This window comes from Burkholderia sp. FW306-1C-G01B (assembly GCF_058781685.1).
Genome location: NZ_JBYSWZ010000014.1, coordinates 186,844 through 210,620, shown reverse-complemented (window position 1 = coordinate 210,620; position 23,777 = coordinate 186,844). Strand labels below are relative to the sequence as shown.

The following is a 23,777-nucleotide window of genomic DNA, read 5'->3' as shown; positions in this document are numbered from 1 at the left end:
CGTGTGAAAGTAGGTAATCGTCAGGCTCCCTTAGCCAGAAACCCCCGCCCAAAAGGCGGGGGTTTTTGCATTGGCGCGGACAAAATGCAGGCCGCGCCAAGCAACGGCAGCGCAGTCGGAGTCGGAGCCGGAGCCGGAGCCGGAGCCGGAGCCGGAGCGCCGAAGGTGTTGATCCGGGCAGTGCCGTCCATCTCCACGATTCGTCAGGCACGCTCAGGCCAACCAGGTTGGCCCACCCGATGGCGGCTCGAGCTACCGCGACCCATCATCGCCATCTGCTGCTCGCCGCGACGGCGATTAATTCTGCACCCTGGCTGATCAGGCGGCTGGCAAATTCTTCGCTGCAACCTCCTTCCCCGATCTGCCCATCACCGGATACGGACTGGCGTAGCGTAGTCCTGCCTTTCAACGATCAGCCATCTCGTCGTGATCGCCGGCATCTTGAGCACATCCTCGACCAAAATCACAATTGTCGTTCAACGGTTGCAGGTTGCCGCTTGTGTCCCTGATCGCCGTATCGATTGCCCGCAACGGTCAACATGAAGAATCGTCCAGCGATCACTGATCGACTTGCGTCGTTCGCGTGACCCAAATATTAACTGTCGCATGCCCGGTTTTCGGAGTGTTCTTGCTGCATAGCATCAAGACCAGCGTCACGTCGCTATCGAGCGTCATTTCATATTCGAAATCACTGATTTTTCTGCAAAGTTGCTTCCTTGGGCGCAAGGGAGCCATGTGGCCGGCTGCAAGAAGTCAGGCAGCGTCAGGCGGCGACACCCGCGAGCTCGTGAGGTGGCCGTCCTTAGAAACCCACACGGTTGCTCTTGACCAGCACTGGTCGGCTGTCTCGCAACACGTAGATCTTCTCGACGAGCGAATAGGCGATACCGCCGAGGCAGCCCCGACCTTCTCCCGGTAACGTGAAGTGCGTACCACCGGCATCTACGGCGGTCGATCGTACCGTGCATGCAGTACTTCGATCGCCGAGCGCGAAGTGTTCGGCCGGCGGAAACCGGTGGATCGCGTTCCGACCTTGATTCCGAATCGGCACGAGCATCGCCGGGCAGCAAGTGACGGACGTCGACGACTGCGCGTCGCAGGTCAGCTTTCCGGCGTCCTCGGATGTATGAGGCGCGGCGAAAGCTCCTGCGCAGAAGCCACCGCAGACATCCGAGTTCAGTTGAGCGAGGCGGGCATGGCACGGACTGGCGGGATGCCGCGTGTACGCCGCGGGTTCGCTGCGATAGGCCGACAAGGTGCTGCTGTTGGCTGGTTTGCGCGACGGATCGGCCGGCGCAATGCTGCAGAGCGTCCGCCGCGACGGCGCCGCCGCGGCGAGAGGCAATCGGGTGCGTGGGGTGCATATCGTTGCCAAGCAGCGGCCGCAGCACGTCGAGGCAGGCCGTGGTCGGACTCATCTTGTCGCGCGTCATTTCCGGAGCCTGCTGCGACGAGGTACACCGATACATCATCGAGCAGCCACGCGCGCCAGCGACGCCGCGACGCCCGTCGAGCCAAGGTAGCCAGCGTCGAGGACAGGTTTCAGCCGCTCATAGGCAGCAAGTGCGGCGGCCTCCTTCGGGCGTCCCCGGGGCGTGGCTGTCGGCCAATACCTGTTGGCGGATCTTCGCGATCGTGCTCGAGTGACATCAGGCATCCGCCGGACCGGTGACATGTACGGTCAAAGCCATGACAGCCATCACAAGAGCGAGCGGGCGCATCGGGATTCGTGCCGGGAACGGGCAGGCGACTCGGCATATATCGCGCGCCTTCCGGTGAAGTCGGCTAAGACGGGGGACGGGAAGGGGTCACGATGCCGTGCCGGAAGCCCGCGCTAGGTCTCAGATGCAACACCGAAAACGCGCGAGAGTCCTGTTGTGCGTACCGCCTGCAGGTTGCGAACAGGTAGCATGCAGTACCCGGATATGAAGCCTCTGTTTTCCGACGATAGAGGGGCTAAAGGCCCTCATGAACACTGAGCGGGGATCATCGAGGCCGCCCGGCACGAAATTTGCGGAAATTTTGCGTCTACCCGCTTGGCATTGTGCACGAGAGGTCGTATGATGGCGGTCTTTCGTTTTTAGCGCAGATGCAGATCAGCGCTAAAGGCGGAGTCTGACGAAGATGTGGCGCCGATCGGCAATACGTCGTGCTTGCCTTAGCCGGGCAAGGGCGGAGGATCGGCGGTAGCGCAAGTGTCGGGAAGAAGGTTGAAAATAATCTTCCTGATGTGCTTGACAAGAGTGCGATGCACCCCCATAATCGTCAGTTCTCTACGGAGGGGTGCCCGAGTGGCTAAAGGGGGCAGACTGTAAATCTGTTGGCTTACGCCTACGTTGGTTCGAATCCAACCTCCTCCACCAAGATATCAGCGTAGTTGAGCGGTAGGGAATCGTTAGTGGCCCGTGCGGGTGTAGCTCAATGGTAGAGCAGAAGCCTTCCAAGCTTACGACGAGGGTTCGATTCCCTTCACCCGCTCCAGACCGCGAAGTTGAAGCGTAAAGCGCCCATGTGGCTCAGTGGTAGAGCACTCCCTTGGTAAGGGAGAGGTCGGCAGTTCGATCCTGCCCATGGGCACCAGCAGTAAAAAGTCAGTGTCTTGTTTGCGCGCGGCGCAACCTGTGAAATTCCTTTTGGGAGTTGAAAATGGCCAAGGAAAAGTTTGAGCGGACCAAGCCGCACGTGAACGTTGGTACGATTGGTCACGTTGACCACGGCAAGACGACGCTGACGGCAGCGATCACGACGGTTCTGACGAAGAAGTTCGGCGGCGAAGCGAAGGCGTACGACCAGATCGACGCGGCACCGGAAGAAAAGGCGCGCGGCATCACGATCAACACGGCACACGTCGAGTACGAAACGGCTAACCGCCACTACGCACACGTCGACTGCCCGGGCCACGCTGACTATGTGAAGAACATGATCACGGGCGCGGCACAGATGGACGGCGCGATCCTGGTTTGCTCGGCAGCAGACGGCCCGATGCCGCAAACGCGTGAGCACATCCTGCTGGCGCGTCAGGTTGGCGTTCCGTACATCATCGTGTTCCTGAACAAGTGCGACATGGTGGACGACGCTGAACTGCTCGAGCTGGTCGAGATGGAAGTTCGCGAACTCCTGTCGAAGTACGACTTCCCGGGCGACGACACGCCGATCGTGAAGGGTTCGGCGAAGCTGGCGCTGGAAGGCGACACGGGCGAGCTGGGCGAAGTGGCGATCATGAGCCTGGCCGACGCGCTGGACACGTACATCCCGACGCCGGAGCGCGCAGTTGACGGCGCGTTCCTGATGCCGGTGGAAGACGTGTTCTCGATCTCGGGCCGTGGTACGGTGGTGACGGGTCGTGTCGAGCGCGGCATCGTGAAGGTCGGCGAAGAAATCGAAATCGTCGGTATCAAGCCGACGGTGAAGACGACCTGCACGGGCGTTGAAATGTTCCGCAAGCTGCTGGACCAAGGTCAGGCAGGCGACAACGTCGGTATCCTGCTGCGCGGCACGAAGCGTGAAGACGTGGAGCGTGGCCAGGTTCTGGCGAAGCCGGGTTCGATCACGCCGCACACGCACTTCACGGCTGAAGTGTACGTGCTGAGCAAGGACGAAGGCGGCCGTCACACGCCGTTCTTCAACAACTACCGTCCGCAGTTCTACTTCCGTACGACGGACGTGACGGGCTCGATCGAGCTGCCGAAGGACAAGGAAATGGTGATGCCGGGCGACAACGTGTCGATCACGGTGAAGCTGATCGCTCCGATCGCGATGGAAGAAGGTCTGCGCTTCGCAATCCGCGAAGGCGGCCGTACCGTCGGCGCCGGCGTCGTCGCCAAGATCATCGAGTAAGCCAGTTATTCGTTGATCGACAGTTTTGGGGCTGGCAGTAGCCGGCCCCAGCATGGTTTAGGGGTATAGCTCAACTGGCAGAGCGTCGGTCTCCAAAACCGAAGGTTGGGGGTTCGATTCCCTCTGCCCCTGCCAAAAAATAGCCACGTGTCCTACGTGGCATTTGTTTTAAGGTGTTATGGCGAATCCATCCGTCGAAACTGTAAATACCTCCGGCGATAAGCTAGTGCTGGCCCTGGGCGTATTGCTGGTGTTGGCCGGATTCGTGGGCTTCTTCTGGCTGGCCAATCAGCAGTGGTATGTTCGCGGTGCCGCGTTGGCGGTAGGTATCATCGCTGGCGTGGCCGTCGGGCTGATGTCCGCACCTGGCAAGAGCCTCATCGCGTTTGCCAAGGATTCGTACAAGGAAGTCCGGAAGGTCGTTTGGCCCACCCGCAAGGAAGCAACGCAAACAACACTCGTCGTGTTCGGTTTCGTGCTCGTGATGGCGATTTTCCTCTGGTTGAGTGACAAATCGATCGAGTGGGTAATTTTCTCGGCGATTCTGGGTTGGAAATGATATGAGCGATACTCCGGCATCCCCGAGCGGAAAACGTTGGTACGTCGTGCACGCCTACTCCGGTATGGAGAAGAGCGTGCAACGTGCGCTTCAGGAGCGCATCGAACGTGCTGGCATGCAGGACAAATTCGGTCAGATCCTGGTTCCGACCGAAGAAGTGGTCGAAGTCAAAGGCGGCCACAAGGCTGTGACCGAGCGTCGTTTCTTCCCCGGCTACGTGCTGGTGGAAATGGAAATGACGGACGAAACGTGGCACCTCGTGAAGAACACCGCGAAGGTCACCGGCTTCGTCGGCGGTGCGCGTAACCGCCCGACCCCGATTTCCCCGAAGGAAGTCGAGAAGATCATGTCGCAGATGCAGGAAGGCGTCGAAAAGCCGCGCCCGAAGACCCTGTTCGAAGTTGGCGAGATGGTGCGTGTCAAGGAAGGCCCGTTTACGGACTTCAACGGCACCGTCGAAGAAGTCAACTACGAAAAATCGCGCGTGCGTGTGTCGGTCACCATCTTTGGCCGCTCAACCCCGGTCGAACTCGAGTTCGGCCAGGTCGAAAAAGTTTGATCCCGATTCGGTGGGCAGCCTCGGCTGCCCACCTTCGCGCTTACGGCCCGCGTTACGGCCGTTGAGGAGCGTCAGTAGCCAGCGGCGAAAGCGCGTTATCACTCACCGAACGCCGCCTGGCGTTCCAACGAGGTTTTCAAATGGCAAAGAAGATTGTCGGCTTTATCAAGCTGCAGATCCCTGCAGGTAAAGCCAACCCGTCGCCGCCGGTCGGTCCGGCACTGGGCCAGCGCGGCCTGAACATCATGGAGTTCTGCAAGGCGTTCAACGCGCAGACTCAAGGCATGGAGCCGGGTCTGCCGGTGCCGGTGGTCATCACGGCATTCGCTGACAAGAGCTTCACGTTCGTGATGAAGACGCCGCCGGCAACCGTCCTGATCAAGAAGGCGGCGAAGGTGGACAAGGGCTCGAGCAAGCCGCATACCGACAAGGTCGGTTCGATCACGCGCGCTCAAGCTGAAGAAATCGCGAAGACCAAGATGCCGGACCTTACGGCAGCTGATCTGGACGCAGCCGTTCGCACCATCGCTGGTAGCGCACGCTCGATGGGCATCACTGTGGAGGGCGTGTAAATGGCTAAGATCTCCAAGCGCCGTCAGGCATTTGCCGCCAAGGTCGATCGTCAGAAGCTGTACGCGATCGAAGACGCACTGAGCCTCGTGAAGGAATGCGCGAGCGCGAAGTTCGACGAGTCGATCGACGTCGCAGTCCAGCTCGGCATCGATGCAAAGAAGTCGGACCAGGTCGTTCGTGGTTCGGTCGTTCTGCCAGCCGGTACGGGCAAGTCGGTTCGCGTTGCCGTGTTCGCGCAAGGCGAGAAGGCCGAGCAGGCTCGTGCAGCAGGCGCGGAAATCGTCGGTATGGAAGACCTGGCTGAGCAGATCAAGGCTGGCCAGATGGACTTCGACATCGTGATCGCTTCGCCGGACACGATGCGTATCGTCGGTACGCTCGGCCAGATCCTCGGCCCGCGCGGCCTGATGCCGAACCCGAAGGTCGGTACGGTCACGCCGGACGTCGCAACCGCCGTCAAGAACGCGAAGGCTGGTCAGGTGCAATTCCGTGTCGACAAGGCCGGTATCATCCACGCGACCATCGGCCGCGCATCGTTCGAGCCGACCGCACTGCGTTCGAACCTGTCGGCGCTGATCGAAGCGCTGCAGAAGGCAAAGCCGGCAACGAGCAAGGGCGTGTACCTGCGCAAGATCGCACTGTCGAGCACGATGGGCGTCGGCGTGCGTGTCGACCAGGCTACGCTGGCAGCACAGTAAGCAAGTATTCAGGCCGCTTCGCTTGCGAAGCGGCCTTCATGGGCTTTGGGCGGTTGTTCGTGCAGCAAGGCGGGCAACCGGTTATCAAAGACCGTTGGTGGGGCGCAGCAGGCAGGCGATCCCTTAATTCAAGCCAACGCAGATGGCGAACCCGAAAAAGTTTTGCAGTGGTGAAGCCGCAGGCCGTGAAGCGATTCGCGGCGTGAGGTGGAAATACTCCTAACGAGGTCGGACGCCGTTGTTGAACGAGGTACGTGAGGTTTCGTGCCGAACGTATCGTTTCTGGAGGCTAACCGTGCCGCTTAATAGAGAAGACAAGCAAGCCGTCGTAGCTGAGGTTTCCGCGCAAGTCGCGAAGGCCCAGACCGTTGTGCTGGCTGAGTATCGTGGAATTGCGGTTGGCGATCTGACCAAGCTGCGCGCGCAAGCGCGTGAGCAACAGGTTTACCTGCGCGTGTTGAAGAACACGCTGGCGCGTCGCGCTGTCGAAGGTACGCCGTTTGCTCCGCTGGCAGAGCAGATGACTGGTCCGTTGATCTACGGCATCTCGGAAGATGCAATTGCTGCTGCTAAGGTCGTCAACGACTTCAGCAAGAGCAATGACAAGTTGGTCATCAAGGCTGGTTCGTTCGATGGCAAGGTGATGGACAAGGCTGGCGTGCAAGCGCTGGCAAGCATCCCGAGCCGCGAAGAACTGCTCTCGAAGCTGCTGTTCGTTATGCAATCGCCTGTTTCGGGCTTCGCGCGTGCTCTGGCCGCGCTGGCCGAGAAGAAGCAAGCGGAAGCTGCGTAATCGAACGTGCATCAGCGTCATTGATCGCTGGCTGTATCCGAATTCAATTTAGGAGTATTTCAAATGGCAATCGCAAAAGAAGACATCCTGGCAGCAGTCGAAGGGATGACCGTTCTGGAACTGAACGAACTGGTCAAGGCGTTCGAAGAGAAGTTTGGCGTGTCGGCAGCTGCAGTGGCAGTCGCTGGCCCGGCAGGCGGCGGCGCTGCTGCTGCTGCTGAAGAGAAGACCGAGTTCACGGTCGTTCTGGCTGAAGCAGGCGGCAACAAGGTTGCAGTCATCAAGGCAGTTCGCGAACTGACGGGCCTGGGCCTGAAGGAAGCGAAGGACCTGGTTGACGGCGCACCGAAGGCTGTCAAGGAAGGCGTCGACAAGGCTGCATCGGAAGAAGCCAAGAAGAAGCTGGAAGACGCAGGCGCGAAGGTCGAAATCAAGTAAGTTTCGACGCGCTGTGCGAAGGCTGGCGGTATTTTCACCGCCGGCCTTTTTGTGCTTTGTGGGGACGTTATTCTGGCACTCATTCGGGAGCCCGAATAATTGGCCCCAGAAGCCAAAGAAAACCGTCTAATCGTTGTCATTGGTCACGATTGGCGTTTCTCTTTGTCTTCTGAAGCGACTGCAGAAGGCAAGTTTGGTCGGGTAGCGGGCAACACAGGCATCCGCTGCCGTCAGCCAGCGGTTGGTAGCGGCCAACCACCAAGCTTCTCGGCTCGTTCAAGCCGTCGGACGGCCATCGGGTCTCAGTCGGTGAACACTCGGGTTTGAAACGTCCAGGTATTCCGCCTCGATAGCACCCGCCGTGATTCGGAGATCGTATGCAATATTCCTTCACCGAGAAGAAGCGCATTCGCAAGAGTTTCGCGAAGCGCCCCATCGTTCACCAAGTTCCTTTCTTGCTGGCTACCCAGCTTGAATCATTCAGCACGTTTCTGCAAGCCGATGTGCCGGCCACGCAACGCAAGCCTGAAGGTTTGCAGGCCGCGTTCACATCGGTATTCCCCATTGTTTCGCACAACGGTTTCGCACGTCTCGAGTTCGTGAGCTATGCGTTGTCCGCGCCGGCATTCAACATCAAGGAATGCCAGCAGCGTGGCCTGACGTACTGTTCCGCGCTGCGCGCGAAGGTCCGCCTTGTCATCCTCGACAAGGAATCGCCGAACAAGCCGGTCGTCAAGGAAGTGAAGGAGCAGGAAGTGTACATGGGCGAACTTCCGCTCATGACGCCGACGGGCTCGTTCGTCATCAACGGCACCGAGCGTGTCATCGTCTCGCAGCTGCACCGTTCGCCGGGCGTGTTCTTCGAACACGACAAGGGCAAGACGCACAGCTCGGGCAAGCTGCTGTTCTCGGCACGGATCATTCCGTACCGCGGCTCGTGGCTCGACTTCGAATTCGATCCGAAGGACATCCTGTACTTCCGCGTCGACCGTCGCCGCAAGATGCCGGTCACGATCCTGCTGAAGGCCATCGGCCTGACGCCGGAACAGATCCTCGCGAACTTCTTCGTGTTCGACAACTTCACGCTGATGGACGAAGGCGCGCAACTCGAGTTCGTGCCCGAGCGTCTGCGTGGCGAAGTCGCGCGTTTCGACATCACGGATCGCGATGGCAAGGTCATCGTCCAGAAGGACAAGCGGATCAACGCGAAGCACATTCGCGACCTCGAAGCCGCGAAGACCAAGTTCATCTCGGTGCCGGAAGACTATCTGCTCGGCCGCGTGCTGGCGAAGAACGTCGTCGACGGCGATACCGGCGAAGTGATCGCGAGCGCGAACGACGAAGTCACGGAAAGCGTGCTCGAGAAGCTGCGCGAAGCGGGCATCAAGGACATCCAGACGCTCTACACGAACGATCTGGACCAGGGTCCGTACATCTCGTCGACGCTGCGTGTCGACGAAACGACCGACAGGACGGCCGCGCGCATCGCGATCTACCGCATGATGCGTCCGGGCGAGCCGCCGACCGAGGAAGCGGTCGAGGCACTGTTCAACCGTCTGTTCTACAGCGAAGAAGCGTACGACCTGTCGAAGGTCGGTCGTATGAAGTTCAACCGCCGCGTCAGCCGTGACGAGATCACCGGCCCGATGACGCTGCAGGACGACGACATCCTCGCGACGATCAAGATCCTCGTCGAGCTGCGCAACGGCAAGGGCGAAGTGGACGACATCGACCACCTCGGCAACCGTCGCGTGCGTTGCGTCGGCGAACTGGCGGAAAACCAGTTCCGCGCCGGTCTCGTGCGCGTCGAGCGCGCGGTCAAGGAACGCCTCGGCCAGGCCGAAAGCGAAAACCTGATGCCGCACGACCTGATCAACTCGAAGCCGATTTCGTCGGCGATCCGCGAGTTCTTCGGTTCGTCGCAGCTTTCGCAGTTCATGGACCAGACCAACCCGCTGTCGGAAATCACGCACAAGCGCCGTGTTTCCGCACTGGGCCCGGGCGGTCTGACGCGCGAGCGTGCAGGTTTTGAAGTCCGCGACGTGCACCCGACCCACTACGGCCGCGTGTGCCCGATCGAAACGCCGGAAGGTCCGAACATCGGCCTGATCAACTCGCTCGCACTGTACGCGCACCTGAACGAGTACGGCTTCCTCGAGACGCCGTACCGCAAGGTCGTGGACAGCAAGGTGACCGACCAGATCGACTACCTGTCGGCGATCGAAGAAGGCCGCTACATGATCGCGCAGGCGAACGCCGCGATCGACGAGAACGGCACGCTGATCGACGAACTCGTGTCGTCGCGCGAAGCCGGCGAAACGATGATGGTCACGCCGGACCGCATCCAGTACATGGACGTCGCGCCGTCGCAGATCGTGTCGGTCGCAGCCTCGCTGATCCCGTTCCTCGAGCACGACGATGCGAACCGAGCACTGATGGGCTCGAACATGCAGCGTCAGGCCGTGCCGTGTCTGCGTCCGGAAAAGCCGGTCGTCGGTACGGGCATCGAGCGCACCTGCGCGGTCGACTCGGGCACGACGGTTCAGGCGTTCCGCGGCGGCGTCGTCGACTATGTCGACGCAGGCCGTATCGTGATTCGCGTGAACGACGACGAAGCGGTCGCAGGTGAAGTCGGTGTCGACATCTACAACCTGATCAAGTACACGCGTTCGAACCAGAACACGAACATCAACCAGCGTCCGATCGTGAAGATGGGCGACAAGGTCTCGCGCGGCGACGTGCTGGCCGACGGCGCCTCGACGGACCTGGGCGAGCTCGCGCTCGGCCAGAACATGCTGATCGCGTTCATGCCGTGGAACGGCTACAACTTCGAGGATTCGATCCTGATCTCGGAGAAGGTCGTGGCCGACGATCGCTACACGTCGATCCACATCGAAGAGCTGAACGTCGTTGCACGCGACACGAAGCTCGGGCCGGAAGAAATCACGCGCGACATCTCGAACCTGGCGGAAGTCCAGCTCGGCCGTCTCGACGAATCGGGCATCGTGTACATCGGTGCTGAAGTCGAAGCGGGCGACGTGCTGGTCGGCAAGGTCACGCCGAAGGGCGAGACCCAGCTGACGCCGGAAGAGAAGCTGCTGCGCGCGATCTTCGGCGAGAAGGCCTCGGACGTGAAGGACACGTCGCTGCGCGTGCCGTCGGGCATGAGCGGTACCGTGATCGACGTCCAGGTGTTCACGCGTGAAGGCATCCAGCGCGACAAGCGTGCGCAACAGATCATCGACGACGAACTGAAGCGCTACCGTCTCGACCTGAACGACCAGCTCCGCATCGTGGAAGGCGACGCGTTCCAGCGTCTCGCGCGTATGCTCGTGGGCAAGGTCGCGAACGGCGGTCCGAAGAAGCTCGCGAAGGGCACGAAGATCGACCAGGCTTACCTGGAAGACCTCGACCACTACCACTGGTTCGACATCCGCCTGGCGGACGACGAAGCAGCGGCGCAGCTCGAAGCGATCAAGAACTCGATCGAGGAAAAGCGTCACCAGTTCGACCTCGCGTTCGAAGAGAAGCGCAAGAAGCTCACGCAAGGCGACGAACTGCCGCCGGGCGTGCTGAAGATGGTCAAGGTGTACCTCGCGGTGAAGCGCCGTCTGCAGCCTGGCGACAAGATGGCAGGCCGTCACGGTAACAAGGGTGTCGTGTCGAAGATCGTCCCGATCGAAGACATGCCGTACATGGCCGACGGCCGTCCGGCAGACGTCGTGCTGAACCCGCTCGGCGTGCCGTCGCGGATGAACGTGGGTCAGGTTCTGGAAGTGCACCTCGGCTGGGCCGCGAAGGGCCTCGGCTGGCGTATCGGCGAAATGCTGCAGCGTCAGGCGAAGATCGAGGAACTGCGCGTGTTCCTGACGAAGATCTACAACGAGTCGGGCCGCCAGGAAGATCTGGAAAGCTTCACCGACGACGAGATCCTCGAACTCGCGAAGAACCTGCGCGAAGGCGTGCCGTTCGCAACGCCGGTGTTCGACGGTGCGACCGAGGAAGAAATGGGCAAGATGCTCGACCTCGCGTTCCCGGACGACATCGCGGAACAGCTCGGCATGAACCCGTCGAAGAACCAGGTCCGTCTGTACGACGGCCGCACGGGTGAAATGTTCGAACGTCGCGTGACGCTTGGCTACATGCACTACCTGAAGCTGCACCACTTGGTCGACGACAAGATGCACGCGCGTTCGACCGGCCCGTACTCGCTCGTCACGCAGCAGCCGCTGGGTGGTAAGGCGCAGTTCGGTGGCCAGCGTTTCGGTGAAATGGAAGTGTGGGCACTCGAAGCGTACGGCGCGTCCTACGTGCTGCAGGAAATGCTGACGGTGAAGTCGGACGACGTGACCGGCCGGACGAAGGTGTACGAAAACCTGGTCAAGGGCGATCACGTGATCGATGCAGGCATGCCGGAATCCTTCAACGTGCTCGTGAAGGAAATCCGCTCGCTCGGTATCGATATCGATCTCGACCGCAATTAATCGGACTACGGAGAGAAAGCAATGAAAGCTCTGCTCGATCTATTCAAGCAAGTCCAACAGGAAGAAGTTTTCGACGCGATCAAGATCGGTCTGGCTTCGCCTGACAAGATCCGTTCGTGGTCGTTCGGCGAAGTGAAGAAGCCGGAGACCATCAACTACCGTACGTTCAAGCCGGAACGCGATGGTCTCTTCTGCGCGAAGATCTTCGGGCCGATCAAGGACTACGAGTGCCTGTGCGGCAAGTACAAGCGTCTGAAGCATCGCGGCGTGATCTGCGAGAAGTGCGGCGTCGAAGTGACGCTGGCGAAGGTGCGCCGCGAGCGCATGGGCCACATCGAACTGGCCTCGCCGGTCGCGCACATCTGGTTCCTGAAGTCGCTGCCGTCGCGTCTGGGCATGGTGCTCGACATGACGCTGCGCGACATCGAACGCGTGCTGTACTTCGAAGCGTACGTGGTGATCGAACCGGGCATGACGCCGCTGAAGGCGCGGCAGATCATGACCGAAGAGGATTACTACAACAAGGTCGAGGAATACGGCGACGAATTCCGTGCCGAGATGGGCGCGGAAGGCGTGCGTGAGCTGCTGCGCGCGATCAACATCGACGAGCAGGTCGAGACGCTGCGCACCGAGTTGAAGAACACCGGCTCGGAAGCGAAGATCAAGAAGTACGCGAAGCGCCTGAAGGTCCTCGAGGCATTCCAGCGCTCGGGCATCAAGCCCGAGTGGATGATCCTCGAAGTGCTGCCGGTGCTGCCGCCGGAACTGCGTCCGCTCGTGCCGCTGGACGGCGGCCGTTTCGCGACGTCGGACCTGAACGACCTGTATCGCCGCGTGATCAACCGTAACAACCGGTTGAAGCGTCTGCTCGAGCTGAAGGCGCCTGAAATCATCGTCCGCAACGAAAAGCGGATGCTGCAGGAAGCCGTCGACTCGCTGCTCGACAACGGTCGTCGCGGCAAGGCGATGACGGGCGCGAACAAGCGTCCGCTGAAGTCGCTCGCCGACATGATCAAGGGCAAGGGCGGTCGTTTCCGTCAGAACCTGCTGGGCAAGCGCGTCGACTACTCGGGCCGTTCGGTCATCGTGGTCGGCCCGACGCTGAAGCTGCACCAGTGCGGTCTGCCGAAGCTGATGGCGCTCGAGCTGTTCAAGCCGTTCATCTTCAACAAGCTGGAAGTGATGGGCGTCGCGACGACCATCAAGGCTGCGAAGAAGGAAGTCGAGAACCAGACGCCGGTGGTGTGGGACATCCTCGAAGAGGTGATCCGCGAGCACCCGGTGATGCTGAACCGTGCGCCGACGCTGCACCGTCTCGGTATCCAGGCGTTCGAGCCCGTGCTGATCGAAGGCAAGGCGATCCAGCTGCACCCGCTCGTCTGTGCGGCGTTCAACGCCGACTTCGACGGTGACCAGATGGCCGTCCACGTGCCGCTGTCGCTCGAAGCGCAGATGGAAGCGCGCACGCTGATGCTGGCGTCGAACAACGTGCTGTTCCCGGCCAACGGCGATCCGTCGATCGTGCCGTCGCAGGATATCGTGCTGGGTCTGTACTACGCGACCCGCGAAGCGATCAACGGCAAGGGCGAAGGCCTGTCGTTCACGGGCGTGTCGGAAGTGATCCGCGCGTACGAGAACAAGGAAGTCGAGCTGGCATCGCGCGTCAACGTGCGGATCACCGAAATGGTCCACAACGAAGACAAGTCGGAAGGCGCACCGGCATTCGTGCCGAAGATCTCGCTGTACGCGACGACCGTCGGTCGCGCGATCCTGTCGGAGATCCTGCCGCACGGCCTGCCGTTCTCGGTGCTGAACAAGCCGCTGAAGAAGAAGGAAATCTCGCGCCTGATCAACACGGCGTTCCGCAAGTGCGGTCTGCGCGCGACGGTGGTGTTCGCCGACCAGCTGATGCAGTCGGGTTTCCGACTCGCGACGCGCGCCGGCATTTCGATCTGCGTGGACGACATGCTCGTGCCGCCGCAGAAGGAAACGATCGTCGGCGACGCCGCGAAGAAGGTGAAGGAATACGACCGCCAGTACATGTCGGGTCTCGTCACCGCGCAGGAACGCTACAACAACGTGGTCGACATCTGGTCGGCGACGTCGGAAGCGGTCGGCAAGGCGATGATGGAGCAGCTGTCGACGGAGCCGGTGACGGACCGCGACGGCAACGAGACGCGCCAGGAGTCGTTCAACTCGATCTACATGATGGCCGACTCGGGCGCCCGGGGTTCGGCGGTGCAGATTCGTCAGCTGGCCGGTATGCGTGGCCTGATGGCGAAGCCGGACGGCTCGATTATCGAGACGCCGATTACCGCGAACTTCCGCGAAGGCCTGAACGTGTTGCAGTACTTCATCTCGACCCACGGTGCACGTAAGGGTCTGGCTGATACGGCACTGAAGACTGCGAACTCGGGTTACCTGACGCGTCGTCTGGTCGACGTCACGCAGGATCTGGTCGTGGTCGAGGACGATTGCGGCACGTCGAACGGCGTCGCGATGAAGGCGCTGGTCGAAGGCGGTGAAGTCGTCGAAGCACTGCGCGACCGTATCCTCGGCCGCGTCGCGGTCGCGGACGTCGTGAATCCGGAAACGCAGGAAACGCTGTACGAATCGGGCACGCTGCTCGACGAAACGGCGGTCGAGGAAATCGAACGCCTCGGCATCGACGAAGTGCGCGTGCGCACGCCGCTGACCTGCGAAACGCGTTACGGCCTGTGTGCAGCCTGCTACGGCCGTGACCTCGGCCGCGGCTCGCTCGTGAACGTCGGCGAAGCAGTCGGCGTGATCGCGGCACAGTCGATCGGTGAACCGGGCACGCAGCTGACGATGCGTACGTTCCACATCGGTGGTGCGGCATCGCGTGCGGCAGTGGCCTCGTCGGTCGAAGCGAAGAGCAACGGTATCGTGCGCTTCACGGCGACGATGCGCTACGTCACGAACGCGAAGGGCGAGCAGATCGTCATTTCCCGTTCGGGCGAAGCGATGATCACCGACGACTTCGGTCGCGAGCGCGAGCGTCACAAAGTGCCGTACGGCGCGACGCTGCTGCAGCTCGACGGCGCGACCATCAAGGCAGGCACGCAGCTCGCCACGTGGGATCCGCTGACGCGTCCGATCATCACCGAGTACGGTGGTACGGTGAAGTTCGAGAACGTCGAGGAAGGCGTGACGGTCGCGAAGCAGATCGACGACGTGACCGGCCTGTCGACGCTGGTCGTGATCGACGTGAAGCGTCGCGGTTCGCAGGCTTCGAAGAGCGTGCGTCCGCAGGTGAAGCTGCTCGACGCAAACGGCGAAGAAGTGAAGATTCCGGGCACGGAACACGCAGTGCAGATCGGCTTCCAGGTCGGCGCACTGATTACCGTGAAGGATGGCCAGCAGGTGCAGGTCGGTGAAGTGCTCGCACGTATCCCGACCGAAGCGCAGAAGACGCGTGACATTACCGGCGGTCTGCCGCGGGTGGCGGAACTGTTCGAAGCGCGTTCGCCGAAGGATGCCGGCATTCTCGCGGAAGTCACCGGTACGACGTCGTTCGGTAAGGACACGAAGGGCAAGCAGCGTCTCGTCATCACGGATCTCGAGGGCAACCAGCACGAGTTCCTGATCGCGAAGGAAAAGCAGGTGCTGGTCCACGATGCTCAGGTCGTCAACAAGGGCGAAATGATCGTGGACGGTCCGGCCGATCCGCACGACATCCTGCGTCTGCAGGGTATCGAAGCGCTGTCGCGCTACATCGTCGACGAAGTGCAGGACGTGTACCGTCTGCAGGGCGTGAAGATCAACGACAAGCACATCGAGGTGATCGTTCGCCAGATGCTGCGTCGTGTGCAGATCACCGACAACGGCGATACGCGCTTCATCCCGGGCGAACAGGTCGAACGTTCCGACATGCTGGACGAGAACGATCGCATGATCGCCGAGGACAAGCGTCCGGCTTCGTACGACAACGTGCTGCTCGGTATCACGAAGGCGTCGCTGTCGACCGACTCGTTCATCTCCGCGGCATCGTTCCAGGAAACGACCCGCGTGCTGACCGAAGCGGCGATCATGGGCAAGCGCGACGATCTGCGCGGCCTGAAGGAAAACGTGATCGTCGGCCGCCTGATTCCGGCCGGTACGGGTCTCGCGTTCCACAAGGCACGCAAGGCGAAGGAATCGTCGGATCGCGAGCGTTTCGACCAGATCGCAGCAGAAGAGGCGTTCGATTTCGGCACGCCGAGCACGCCTGCTGCGGAAGAGCCGCAACAGCACCCGGCAGCCGAATAAGCGCGGGCGGCGCGAGCCGCCTCGCCTCGCTGTCATCGAAACCGCCCGGTTTTGCCGGGCGGTTTTTTTTATCCGTCGTTCACGCGCATGACGCGCTTGCGCATCGCCGGCACCAGCTGCCTGCGAGCGGCGCTCCAAATGGCTGCAGGTGCTGTCGCAGGCATCGCGATCGCTTGCGGCGCGGCCGAGGCAGGCCCGTCATGCGCGCGAACGAACCCTGTCCGATCGGCCAACGTTGCACGATTCGCCACGCGTCGCGCGAGCGGGTTGTTAAAATTGCGGTCATCCTTCCGCCGTCCTCGTTCTCACTCATGTCCCGCGCCCTCGAAATTCTCGACGAAGTCTTTGGTTATTCCGCCTTTCGCGGCCAGCAGGGCGAGATCGTCGAGCACGTCGCCGGCGGCGGCGATTGCCTCGTGCTGATGCCGACCGGCGGCGGCAAGTCGCTGTGCTACCAGATCCCGGCACTGCTGCGGCGCGAGGCCGGGCAGGGCGCCGGCATCGTCGTGTCGCCGCTGATCGCGCTGATGCAGGACCAGGTCGCCGCGCTGCGCGAAGTCGGCGTGCGCGCGGCCTATCTGAATTCGACGCTGTCGGGCGCCGAGGCTGCGGCGACCGAGCGCGCGCTGCGCGAGGGCGAGATCGACCTGCTGTATGTCGCACCTGAACGGCTGATGACGGGGCGTTTCCTCGAGTTGCTCGAGCGCGCGAAGATCGGCCTGTTCGCGATCGACGAAGCGCACTGCGTGTCGCAATGGGGGCACGATTTCCGTCCGGAATACATCCAGTTGTCGGTGCTGCACGAGCGGTTTCCGTCGGTGCCGCGCATCGCGCTGACCGCCACGGCCGATGCGATCACGCGCGACGAGATCATCCATCGCCTCGCGCTCGACGACGCACGCGTATTCATATCGAGCTTCGATCGCCCGAACATCCGCTACCGGATCGTCGAAAAGGACAACGCGCGTTCGCAGCTGCTCGACTTCATCCGTGCCGAACACACGAATGCCGACGGCACGACCGATGCGGGCGTCGTCTATTGCCTGTCGCGCCGCAAGGTCGAGGAAACGGCCGAGTGGCTGAAGGCGCAGGGCGTGCGCGCGCTGCCGTATCACGCGGGGATGGAGTTCGAGGTGCGGCAGAAGCACCAGGAAATGTTCCAGCGCGAGGAGGGCATCGTGATGTGCGCGACGATCGCGTTCGGCATGGGCATCGACAAGCCCGACGTGCGCTTCGTCGCGCACCTGGATCTGCCGAAGAGCGTCGAAGGCTATTACCAGGAAACCGGTCGTGCGGGCCGCGACGGGATGCCCGCGAATGCGTGGATGGCGTACGGCCTCGGCGACGTCGTCCAGCAGCGCAAGATGATCGACGAGTCCGACGCGGACGACGCGCACAAGCGCGTGCAGACGTCGAAGCTCGACGCGCTGCTCGGGCTGTGCGAGACGATCTCGTGCCGCCGCGTGCGGCTGCTGAACTACTTCGGCGAGGCGAGCCAGCCATGCGGCAACTGCGACACGTGCCTCGAGCCGCCCGATTCGTGGGACGCGACGCGCGAGGCGCAGATGGCGCTGTCGTGCGTGTTCCGCGCGCAGCGTTCGAGCGGCTTCAATTTCGGTTCGAGCCACCTGATCGAAATCCTGCGCGGCGGGCGCACCGAGAAGGTGTTGCAGCGCGGGCACGACCAGCTCAGCACGTTCGGGATCGGCGCGTCGCTATCCGAGCCCGAGTGGCGCGCGATTTTCCGGCAGCTCGTCGCGTACGGCTACCTGGCGGTCGACCATGGCGGCTTCGGTGCGCTCATGCTGACCGAGGCCGCGAAGCCCGTGCTGAAGAACGAGGAGAAGGTCACGCTGCGCCGCTACGTGAAGCCGCAGCGCACGCGACAGTCGTCGAGCCGCAGCGGCACGCGCGTCGATCCGACGGCCGGCATGGGCACGCGCGAGCGCGCACGGTGGGATGCGCTGCGCGCGTGGCGCGCGGAAACCGCGAAGACGGACGGCGTGCCGGCCTACGTGATCTTCCACGACGCGACGCTCGCCGAGATCGCGCGCAACGCGCCGGAGACGATCGACGACCTGCGCCATATCCCCGGCATGGGCGTGCGCAAGCTCGAGCGCTTCGGCGACGAGATCATCGACGTCGTCGAATCGGCCTGACACAGGTGTTCCGACCCTTCCGGCAAACCACGCGGCTGGCCGGCGAATCACGCAAGCCGTTGACTTAGTTGGCATTTCCGGAATATCATGTTTGGTTCCGGTATTCGGTGGGCCGAGTCGCGTTCGAAGGTTCGCGTCCGTTTCGCCGGTTCGGAAGTCAACTGTGCGCCGATTCTCGCTTTGCCCGAAATCGGTGTGCGGATTTTGTTCAATTTCAGGAATAAACAATGCCAACCATCAACCAACTGGTTCGCAAAGGCCGTCAGTCGGAAACGACGAAGAGCAAGAGCCCGGCCCTGCAGGACTGCCCCCAGCGTCGCGGCGTGTGCACCCGTGTGTACACGACGACGCCGAAGAAGCCGAACTCGGCACTCCGTAAGGTCGCCAAGGTTCGTCTGACGAACGGCTTCGAAGTGATTTCGTACATCGGCGGTGAAGGCCACAACCTGCAGGAACACTCGGTTGTGCTGATCCGCGGCGGCCGTGTGAAGGACTTGCCGGGTGTGCGTTACCACATGGTTCGCGGCTCGCTGGATACCCAGGGCGTCAAGGACCGTAAGCAAGCGCGCTCGAAGTACGGCGCGAAGCGTGCAAAGGCTGCCAAGTAAGCAGTTTTTGATCAGGGATCGCCTCTGGGCGGTCAAGGCGGGAGTGCCGGATTGCCGGTGCTGTCGAGTAAGTGGTCACCCGGCCAAGCTGGTTAGTCGTGAAGATGTGATCGGGTTTGTTGGTGGCCGCGGAGCTGGATACAGCTCCAACTGAACAAGTAAAGGAAGAATCATGCCGCGTCGTCGCGAAGTCCCCAAGCGGGAAGTGTTGCCGGATCCGAAGTTCGGCAACGTTGATGTAGCCAAGTTCATGAACATGCTGATGCTGTCCGGCAAGAAGTCGGTCGCAGAGCGCATCGTTTATGGCGCATTCGAACAGATCCAGACCAAGGGTGGCAAGGACCCGCTGGAAGTGTTCACGGTTGCGCTCAACAACGTGAAGCCGGTGGTCGAAGTGAAGAGCCGTCGCGTTGGTGGTGCCAACTATCAAGTTCCGGTCGAAGTGCGCCCGTCGCGTCGTATGGCATTGGCGATGCGCTGGCTGCGTGAGGCTGCGAAGAAGCGCAGCGAGAAGTCGATGGCTCTGCGTCTGGCAGGTGAACTCTCCGAAGCGGCCGAAGGCCGTGGCGGCGCGATGAAGAAGCGCGATGAAGTTCACCGCATGGCAGAAGCCAACCGCGCGTTCTCGCATTTCCGTTTCTAAGCGCCTGGCTGGGCTGTTAGCGGAAATAAATTCCGGGCGGGTGCGCTTTTCAGGCGCCTCGCCCGTTTGTGTTGAAGCATGATGCAGCAGGGCTGCATCATGTCATCCCAGTAGAGGATCAAAGTGGCTCGCAAGACTCCTATCGAGCGCTACCGCAATATCGGTATTAGCGCTCACATCGACGCCGGCAAGACGACGACGACCGAGCGCATTCTGTTTTACACCGGTGTGAACCACAAGATCGGTGAAGTTCACGACGGCGCAGCCACGATGGACTGGATGGAGCAGGAACAGGAGCGTGGCATTACGATCACGTCCGCTGCTACCACGGCCTTCTGGAAGGGCATGGGCGGCAACTATCCGGAACACCGCATCAACATCATCGACACCCCGGGCCACGTCGACTTCACGATCGAAGTGGAGCGTTCGATGCGCGTGCTCGACGGCGCATGCATGGTGTACTGCGCAGTGGGCGGCGTGCAGCCGCAGTCGGAAACGGTGTGGCGCCAGGCGAACAAGTACAAGGTGCCGCGTCTCGCGTTCGTCAACAAGATGGACCGTACCGGCGCGAACTTCTTCAAGGTCTACGACCAGCTCCGTCTGCGCCTGAAGGCGAACCCGGTTCCGGTCGTGGTGCCGATCGGCTCGGAAGAAAACTTCAAGGGCGTGGTCGACCTGATCAAGATGAAGGCGATCATTTGGGACGAAGCGTCGCAAGGCACGAAGTTCGACTACGTCGACATCCCGGCCGAACTCGCCGAAACCTGCAAGGAATGGCGCGAAAAGATGGTCGAGGCGGCTGCTGAAGCCAACGAAGACCTGATGAACAAGTACCTGGAAGAAGGCGATCTGCCGGAAGCCGACATCGTCAAGGCGCTGCGCGACCGTACGATCGCGTGCGAAATCCAGCCGATGCTGTGCGGTACCGCGTTCAAGAACAAGGGCGTGCAGCGCATGCTCGACGCCGTGATCGATTTCCTGCCGTCGCCGGTCGACATCCCGCCGGTCAAGGGCGAACTCGAAAACGGCGATTCCGCAGAGCGCCGTGCGTCGGACGACGAGAAGTTCTCGGCGCTCGCGTTCAAGATCATGACCGACCCGTTCGTCGGCCAGCTGATCTTCTTCCGTGTGTACTCGGGTGTGGTGAATTCGGGCGACACGCTGCTGAACTCGACGAAGGACAAGAAGGAACGTCTGGGTCGTATTCTGCAGATGCACGCGAACCAGCGCGAAGAAATCAAGGAAGTGCGCGCAGGCGACATCGCTGCTGCGGTCGGCCTGAAGGAAGCGACCACGGGCGACACGCTGTGCGATCCGGCGAACCCGATCATTCTCGAGCGCATGGTGTTCCCGGAGCCGGTGATCTCGCAGGCTGTCGAGCCGAAGACCAAGGCTGACCAGGAAAAGATGGGCCTCGCGCTGAACCGCCTGGCGCAGGAAGATCCGTCGTTCCGCGTGCAGACCGACGAAGAGTCGGGCCAGACCATCATTTCGGGCATGGGCGAGCTCCACCTCGAAATTCTGGTCGACCGGATGAAGCGTGAATTCGGCGTGGAAGCAACCGTCGGCAAGCCGCAGGTTGCCTACCGCGAGACGATCCGTTCGACGGCGAAGGATGTCGACGGCAAGTTCGTCAAGCAGTCGGGTGGTCGCGGCCAGTACGGTCACGCGGTCATCACGCTCGAGCCGAACGAACAGGGCAAGGGCTACGAGTTCTTCGACGAGATCAAGGGTGGTGTGATTCCGCGTGAATACATCCCGGCGGTCGACAAGGGTATCCAGGACACGCTGAAGTCGGGCGTGCTGGCAGGCTTCCCGGTCGTCGACGTGAAGGTTCACCTGACGTTCGGTTCGTACCACGACGTTGACTCGAACGAAAACGCGTTCCGGATGGCCGGTTCGATGGCGTTCAAGGAAGCGATGCGCAAGGCGAACCCGGTCGTGCTCGAGCCGATGATGGCTGTCGAAGTCGAGACGCCGGAAGACTACATGGGCAACGTGATGGGCGACCTGTCGGGCCGTCGCGGTATCGTCCAGGGCATGGAAGACATGGTTGGCGGCGGCAAGATCGTGCGCGCCGAAGTGCCGCTGTCGGAAATGTTCGGTTATTCGACGTCGCTGCGCTCGCTGACGCAAGGTCGCGCAACGTACACGATGGAGTTCAAGCACTACGCTGAAGCTCCGCGCAACGTTGCCGACGCGATCATCAGCGCGAAGTCGAAGTAAATCTAGCTACCAACTGATTATTTTTTGAAAGAAGAGAATCATGGCAAAAGAAAAGTTTGAGCGGACCAAGCCGCACGTGAACGTTGGTACGATTGGTCACGTTGACCACGGCAAGACGACGCTGACGGCAGCGATCACGACGGTTCTGACGAAGAAGTTCGGCGGCGAAGCGAAGGCGTACGACCAGATCGACGCGGCACCGGAAGAAAAGGCGCGCGGCATCACGATCAACACGGCACACGTCGAGTACGAAACGGCTAACCGCCACTACGCACACGTCGACTGCCCGGGCCACGCTGACTATGTGAAGAACATGATCACGGGCGCGGCACAGATGGACGGCGCGATCCTGGTTTGCTCGGCAGCAGACGGCCCGATGCCGCAAACGCGTGAGCACATCCTGCTGGCGCGTCAGGTTGGCGTTCCGTACATCATCGTGTTCCTGAACAAGTGCGACATGGTGGACGACGCTGAACTGCTCGAGCTGGTCGAGATGGAAGTTCGCGAACTCCTGTCGAAGTACGACTTCCCGGGCGACGACACGCCGATCGTGAAGGGTTCGGCGAAGCTGGCGCTGGAAGGCGACACGGGCGAGCTGGGCGAAGTGGCGATCATGAGCCTGGCCGACGCGCTGGACACGTACATCCCGACGCCGGAGCGCGCAGTTGACGGCGCGTTCCTGATGCCGGTGGAAGACGTGTTCTCGATCTCGGGCCGTGGTACGGTGGTGACGGGTCGTGTCGAGCGCGGCATCGTGAAGGTCGGCGAAGAAATCGAAATCGTCGGTATCAAGCCGACGGTGAAGACGACCTGCACGGGCGTTGAAATGTTCCGCAAGCTGCTGGACCAAGGTCAGGCAGGCGACAACGTCGGTATCCTGCTGCGCGGCACGAAGCGTGAAGACGTGGAGCGTGGCCAGGTTCTGGCGAAGCCGGGTTCGATCACGCCGCACACGCACTTCACGGCTGAAGTGTACGTGCTGAGCAAGGACGAAGGCGGCCGTCACACGCCGTTCTTCAACAACTACCGTCCGCAGTTCTACTTCCGTACGACGGACGTGACGGGCTCGATCGAGCTGCCGAAGGACAAGGAAATGGTGATGCCGGGCGACAACGTGTCGATCACGGTGAAGCTGATCGCTCCGATCGCGATGGAAGAAGGTCTGCGCTTCGCAATCCGCGAAGGCGGCCGTACCGTCGGCGCCGGCGTCGTCGCCAAGATCATCGAGTAACATCGACGATCCGCGGACCCCGACGGGGTCCGCGATTCCACGGTATGCAGTCGTACCGTCGAAACCGGGTGCCCAGCTTGCGCTGGCACCCGGTTTTGTTTTTCCGGTGCTCCGTTGCATGGGCCGAGAAACCCGCACCACCGCTCCACAATTTCGTGTAGAATCGCGGGCTTAGCAGTGGAAGTACTGTCCGGAACCTGGTGTCTCGCTCCCCGCAGGCGTCATGTTTCACGTTCTTTTAGTGTCCGGCGATGCAACATCGCCTCGCTCTTTTCAAGGAATCGTCATGCAGCAACAGAAAATCCGCATTCGCCTGAAGGCTTTCGACTATCGTCTGATCGATCAATCGGCTGCCGAGATCGTCGATACCGCGAAGCGGACTGGCGCAATCGTCCGTGGCCCGGTGCCGCTGCCGACGCGCATTCAGCGTTTTGACATCCTGCGTTCGCCGCACGTCAACAAGACGTCGCGCGATCAGCTCGAAATCCGCACCCACCAGCGCCTGATGGACATCGTCGATCCGACCGACAAGACGGTTGACGCGCTGATGAAGCTCGATCTGCCGGCTGGCGTCGACGTGGAAATCAAGCTGCAGTAAGGCTTCCAGCGCCGATCGGCTTGCCGGGCGGCGCTAAGTCTTTGTATTGCTTGCGGAAATCGAGAGGTCGGGCTATACTGCTTGGCTTTTCGCGTATTCGCG

16 protein-coding genes and 4 tRNA genes are annotated in these 23,777 nt (G+C 61.4%); 19 read left to right on the top strand and 1 reads right to left on the bottom strand.

What is annotated here, in order from left to right; genetic code table 11:
• Positions 1 to 802: 802 nt before the first annotated feature.
• Positions 803 to 1,345 carry a hypothetical protein gene (locus AC3WLY_RS26545; protein WP_175964561.1) on the bottom strand — a complete coding sequence of 181 codons (543 nt, stop codon included), beginning with the start codon at positions 1,343 to 1,345 and terminating at the stop codon, positions 803 to 805.
• 932 nt (positions 1,346 to 2,277) lie between these two features.
• On the opposite strand from AC3WLY_RS26545, the gene AC3WLY_RS26540 reads away from it, so the two are divergent.
• From AC3WLY_RS26540 to rpsJ, 19 genes are all read left to right on the top strand, one after another.
• A tRNA-Tyr gene (locus AC3WLY_RS26540) sits at positions 2,278 to 2,363 on the top strand.
• Between the two features lie 44 nt (positions 2,364 to 2,407).
• Positions 2,408 to 2,481 (top strand) — tRNA-Gly (locus AC3WLY_RS26535).
• A gap of 24 nt (positions 2,482 to 2,505) precedes the next feature.
• Positions 2,506 to 2,580, top strand: a tRNA-Thr gene (locus AC3WLY_RS26530).
• Positions 2,581 to 2,646: 66 nt separating this feature from the next.
• Positions 2,647 to 3,837, top strand: coding sequence for an elongation factor Tu (gene tuf / locus AC3WLY_RS26525; protein ID WP_006482910.1), 1,191 nt, complete (start codon positions 2,647 to 2,649; stop codon positions 3,835 to 3,837).
• 59 nt (positions 3,838 to 3,896) lie between these two features.
• Positions 3,897 to 3,972: transfer RNA gene (locus AC3WLY_RS26520), tRNA-Trp, on the top strand.
• Positions 3,973 to 4,015: 43 nt separating this feature from the next.
• The gene (gene secE, locus AC3WLY_RS26515; RefSeq protein WP_034183753.1) at positions 4,016 to 4,396 is read left to right on the top strand and encodes a preprotein translocase subunit SecE; all 381 of its coding nucleotides are present in this window, start codon (positions 4,016 to 4,018) and stop codon (positions 4,394 to 4,396) included.
• Between the two features lies 1 nt (position 4,397).
• On the top strand, positions 4,398 to 4,955 hold the full coding sequence (gene nusG / locus AC3WLY_RS26510; protein ID WP_006400672.1) for a transcription termination/antitermination protein NusG: 558 nt from the start codon (positions 4,398 to 4,400) through the stop codon (positions 4,953 to 4,955).
• A gap of 140 nt (positions 4,956 to 5,095) precedes the next feature.
• The gene (rplK, locus tag AC3WLY_RS26505; RefSeq protein WP_006753591.1) at positions 5,096 to 5,527 is read left to right on the top strand and encodes a 50S ribosomal protein L11; all 432 of its coding nucleotides are present in this window, start codon (positions 5,096 to 5,098) and stop codon (positions 5,525 to 5,527) included.
• On the top strand, positions 5,528 to 6,226 hold the full coding sequence (gene rplA, locus AC3WLY_RS26500; protein WP_006482906.1) for a 50S ribosomal protein L1: 699 nt from the start codon (positions 5,528 to 5,530) through the stop codon (positions 6,224 to 6,226).
• A 295-nt stretch (positions 6,227 to 6,521) separates the two neighbouring features.
• Positions 6,522 to 7,019: a 50S ribosomal protein L10 gene (gene rplJ / locus AC3WLY_RS26495; protein ID WP_027788582.1), complete on the top strand. Its 498-nt coding sequence runs from the start codon at positions 6,522 to 6,524 to the stop codon at positions 7,017 to 7,019.
• A 63-nt stretch (positions 7,020 to 7,082) separates the two neighbouring features.
• Positions 7,083 to 7,457 (top strand): 50S ribosomal protein L7/L12, encoded by a 375-nt coding sequence (gene rplL, locus AC3WLY_RS26490; protein WP_034183755.1) that lies wholly within the window; start codon positions 7,083 to 7,085, stop codon positions 7,455 to 7,457.
• 377 nt (positions 7,458 to 7,834) lie between these two features.
• Positions 7,835 to 11,941, top strand: a complete 4,107-nt coding sequence (gene rpoB, locus AC3WLY_RS26485) for a DNA-directed RNA polymerase subunit beta (protein WP_175964433.1) — start codon at positions 7,835 to 7,837, stop codon at positions 11,939 to 11,941.
• 21 nt (positions 11,942 to 11,962) lie between these two features.
• A complete protein-coding gene (gene rpoC, locus AC3WLY_RS26480; protein ID WP_034183757.1) occupies positions 11,963 to 16,210 on the top strand; it encodes a DNA-directed RNA polymerase subunit beta' in 4,248 nt (1,415 codons plus the stop codon).
• A gap of 311 nt (positions 16,211 to 16,521) precedes the next feature.
• On the top strand, positions 16,522 to 18,369 hold the full coding sequence (recQ, locus tag AC3WLY_RS26475) for a DNA helicase RecQ (RefSeq protein WP_152859258.1): 1,848 nt from the start codon (positions 16,522 to 16,524) through the stop codon (positions 18,367 to 18,369).
• 227 nt (positions 18,370 to 18,596) lie between these two features.
• Positions 18,597 to 18,977: a 30S ribosomal protein S12 gene (gene rpsL, locus AC3WLY_RS26470; RefSeq protein ID WP_006400662.1), complete on the top strand. Its 381-nt coding sequence runs from the start codon at positions 18,597 to 18,599 to the stop codon at positions 18,975 to 18,977.
• Between the two features lie 172 nt (positions 18,978 to 19,149).
• Entirely contained in the window at positions 19,150 to 19,620 is a 471-nt protein-coding gene (gene rpsG, locus AC3WLY_RS26465; RefSeq protein WP_006477195.1) for a 30S ribosomal protein S7, read from the top strand.
• A gap of 123 nt (positions 19,621 to 19,743) precedes the next feature.
• A complete protein-coding gene (fusA, locus tag AC3WLY_RS26460) occupies positions 19,744 to 21,846 on the top strand; it encodes an elongation factor G (protein ID WP_105393663.1) in 2,103 nt (700 codons plus the stop codon).
• Between the two features lie 40 nt (positions 21,847 to 21,886).
• Positions 21,887 to 23,077 carry an elongation factor Tu gene (tuf, locus tag AC3WLY_RS26455; protein ID WP_006482910.1) on the top strand — a complete coding sequence of 397 codons (1,191 nt, stop codon included), beginning with the start codon at positions 21,887 to 21,889 and terminating at the stop codon, positions 23,075 to 23,077.
• Positions 23,078 to 23,363: 286 nt separating this feature from the next.
• A complete protein-coding gene (gene rpsJ / locus AC3WLY_RS26450) occupies positions 23,364 to 23,675 on the top strand; it encodes a 30S ribosomal protein S10 (RefSeq protein WP_004199280.1) in 312 nt (103 codons plus the stop codon).
• The last annotated feature ends 102 nt before the right edge of the window (positions 23,676 to 23,777 follow it).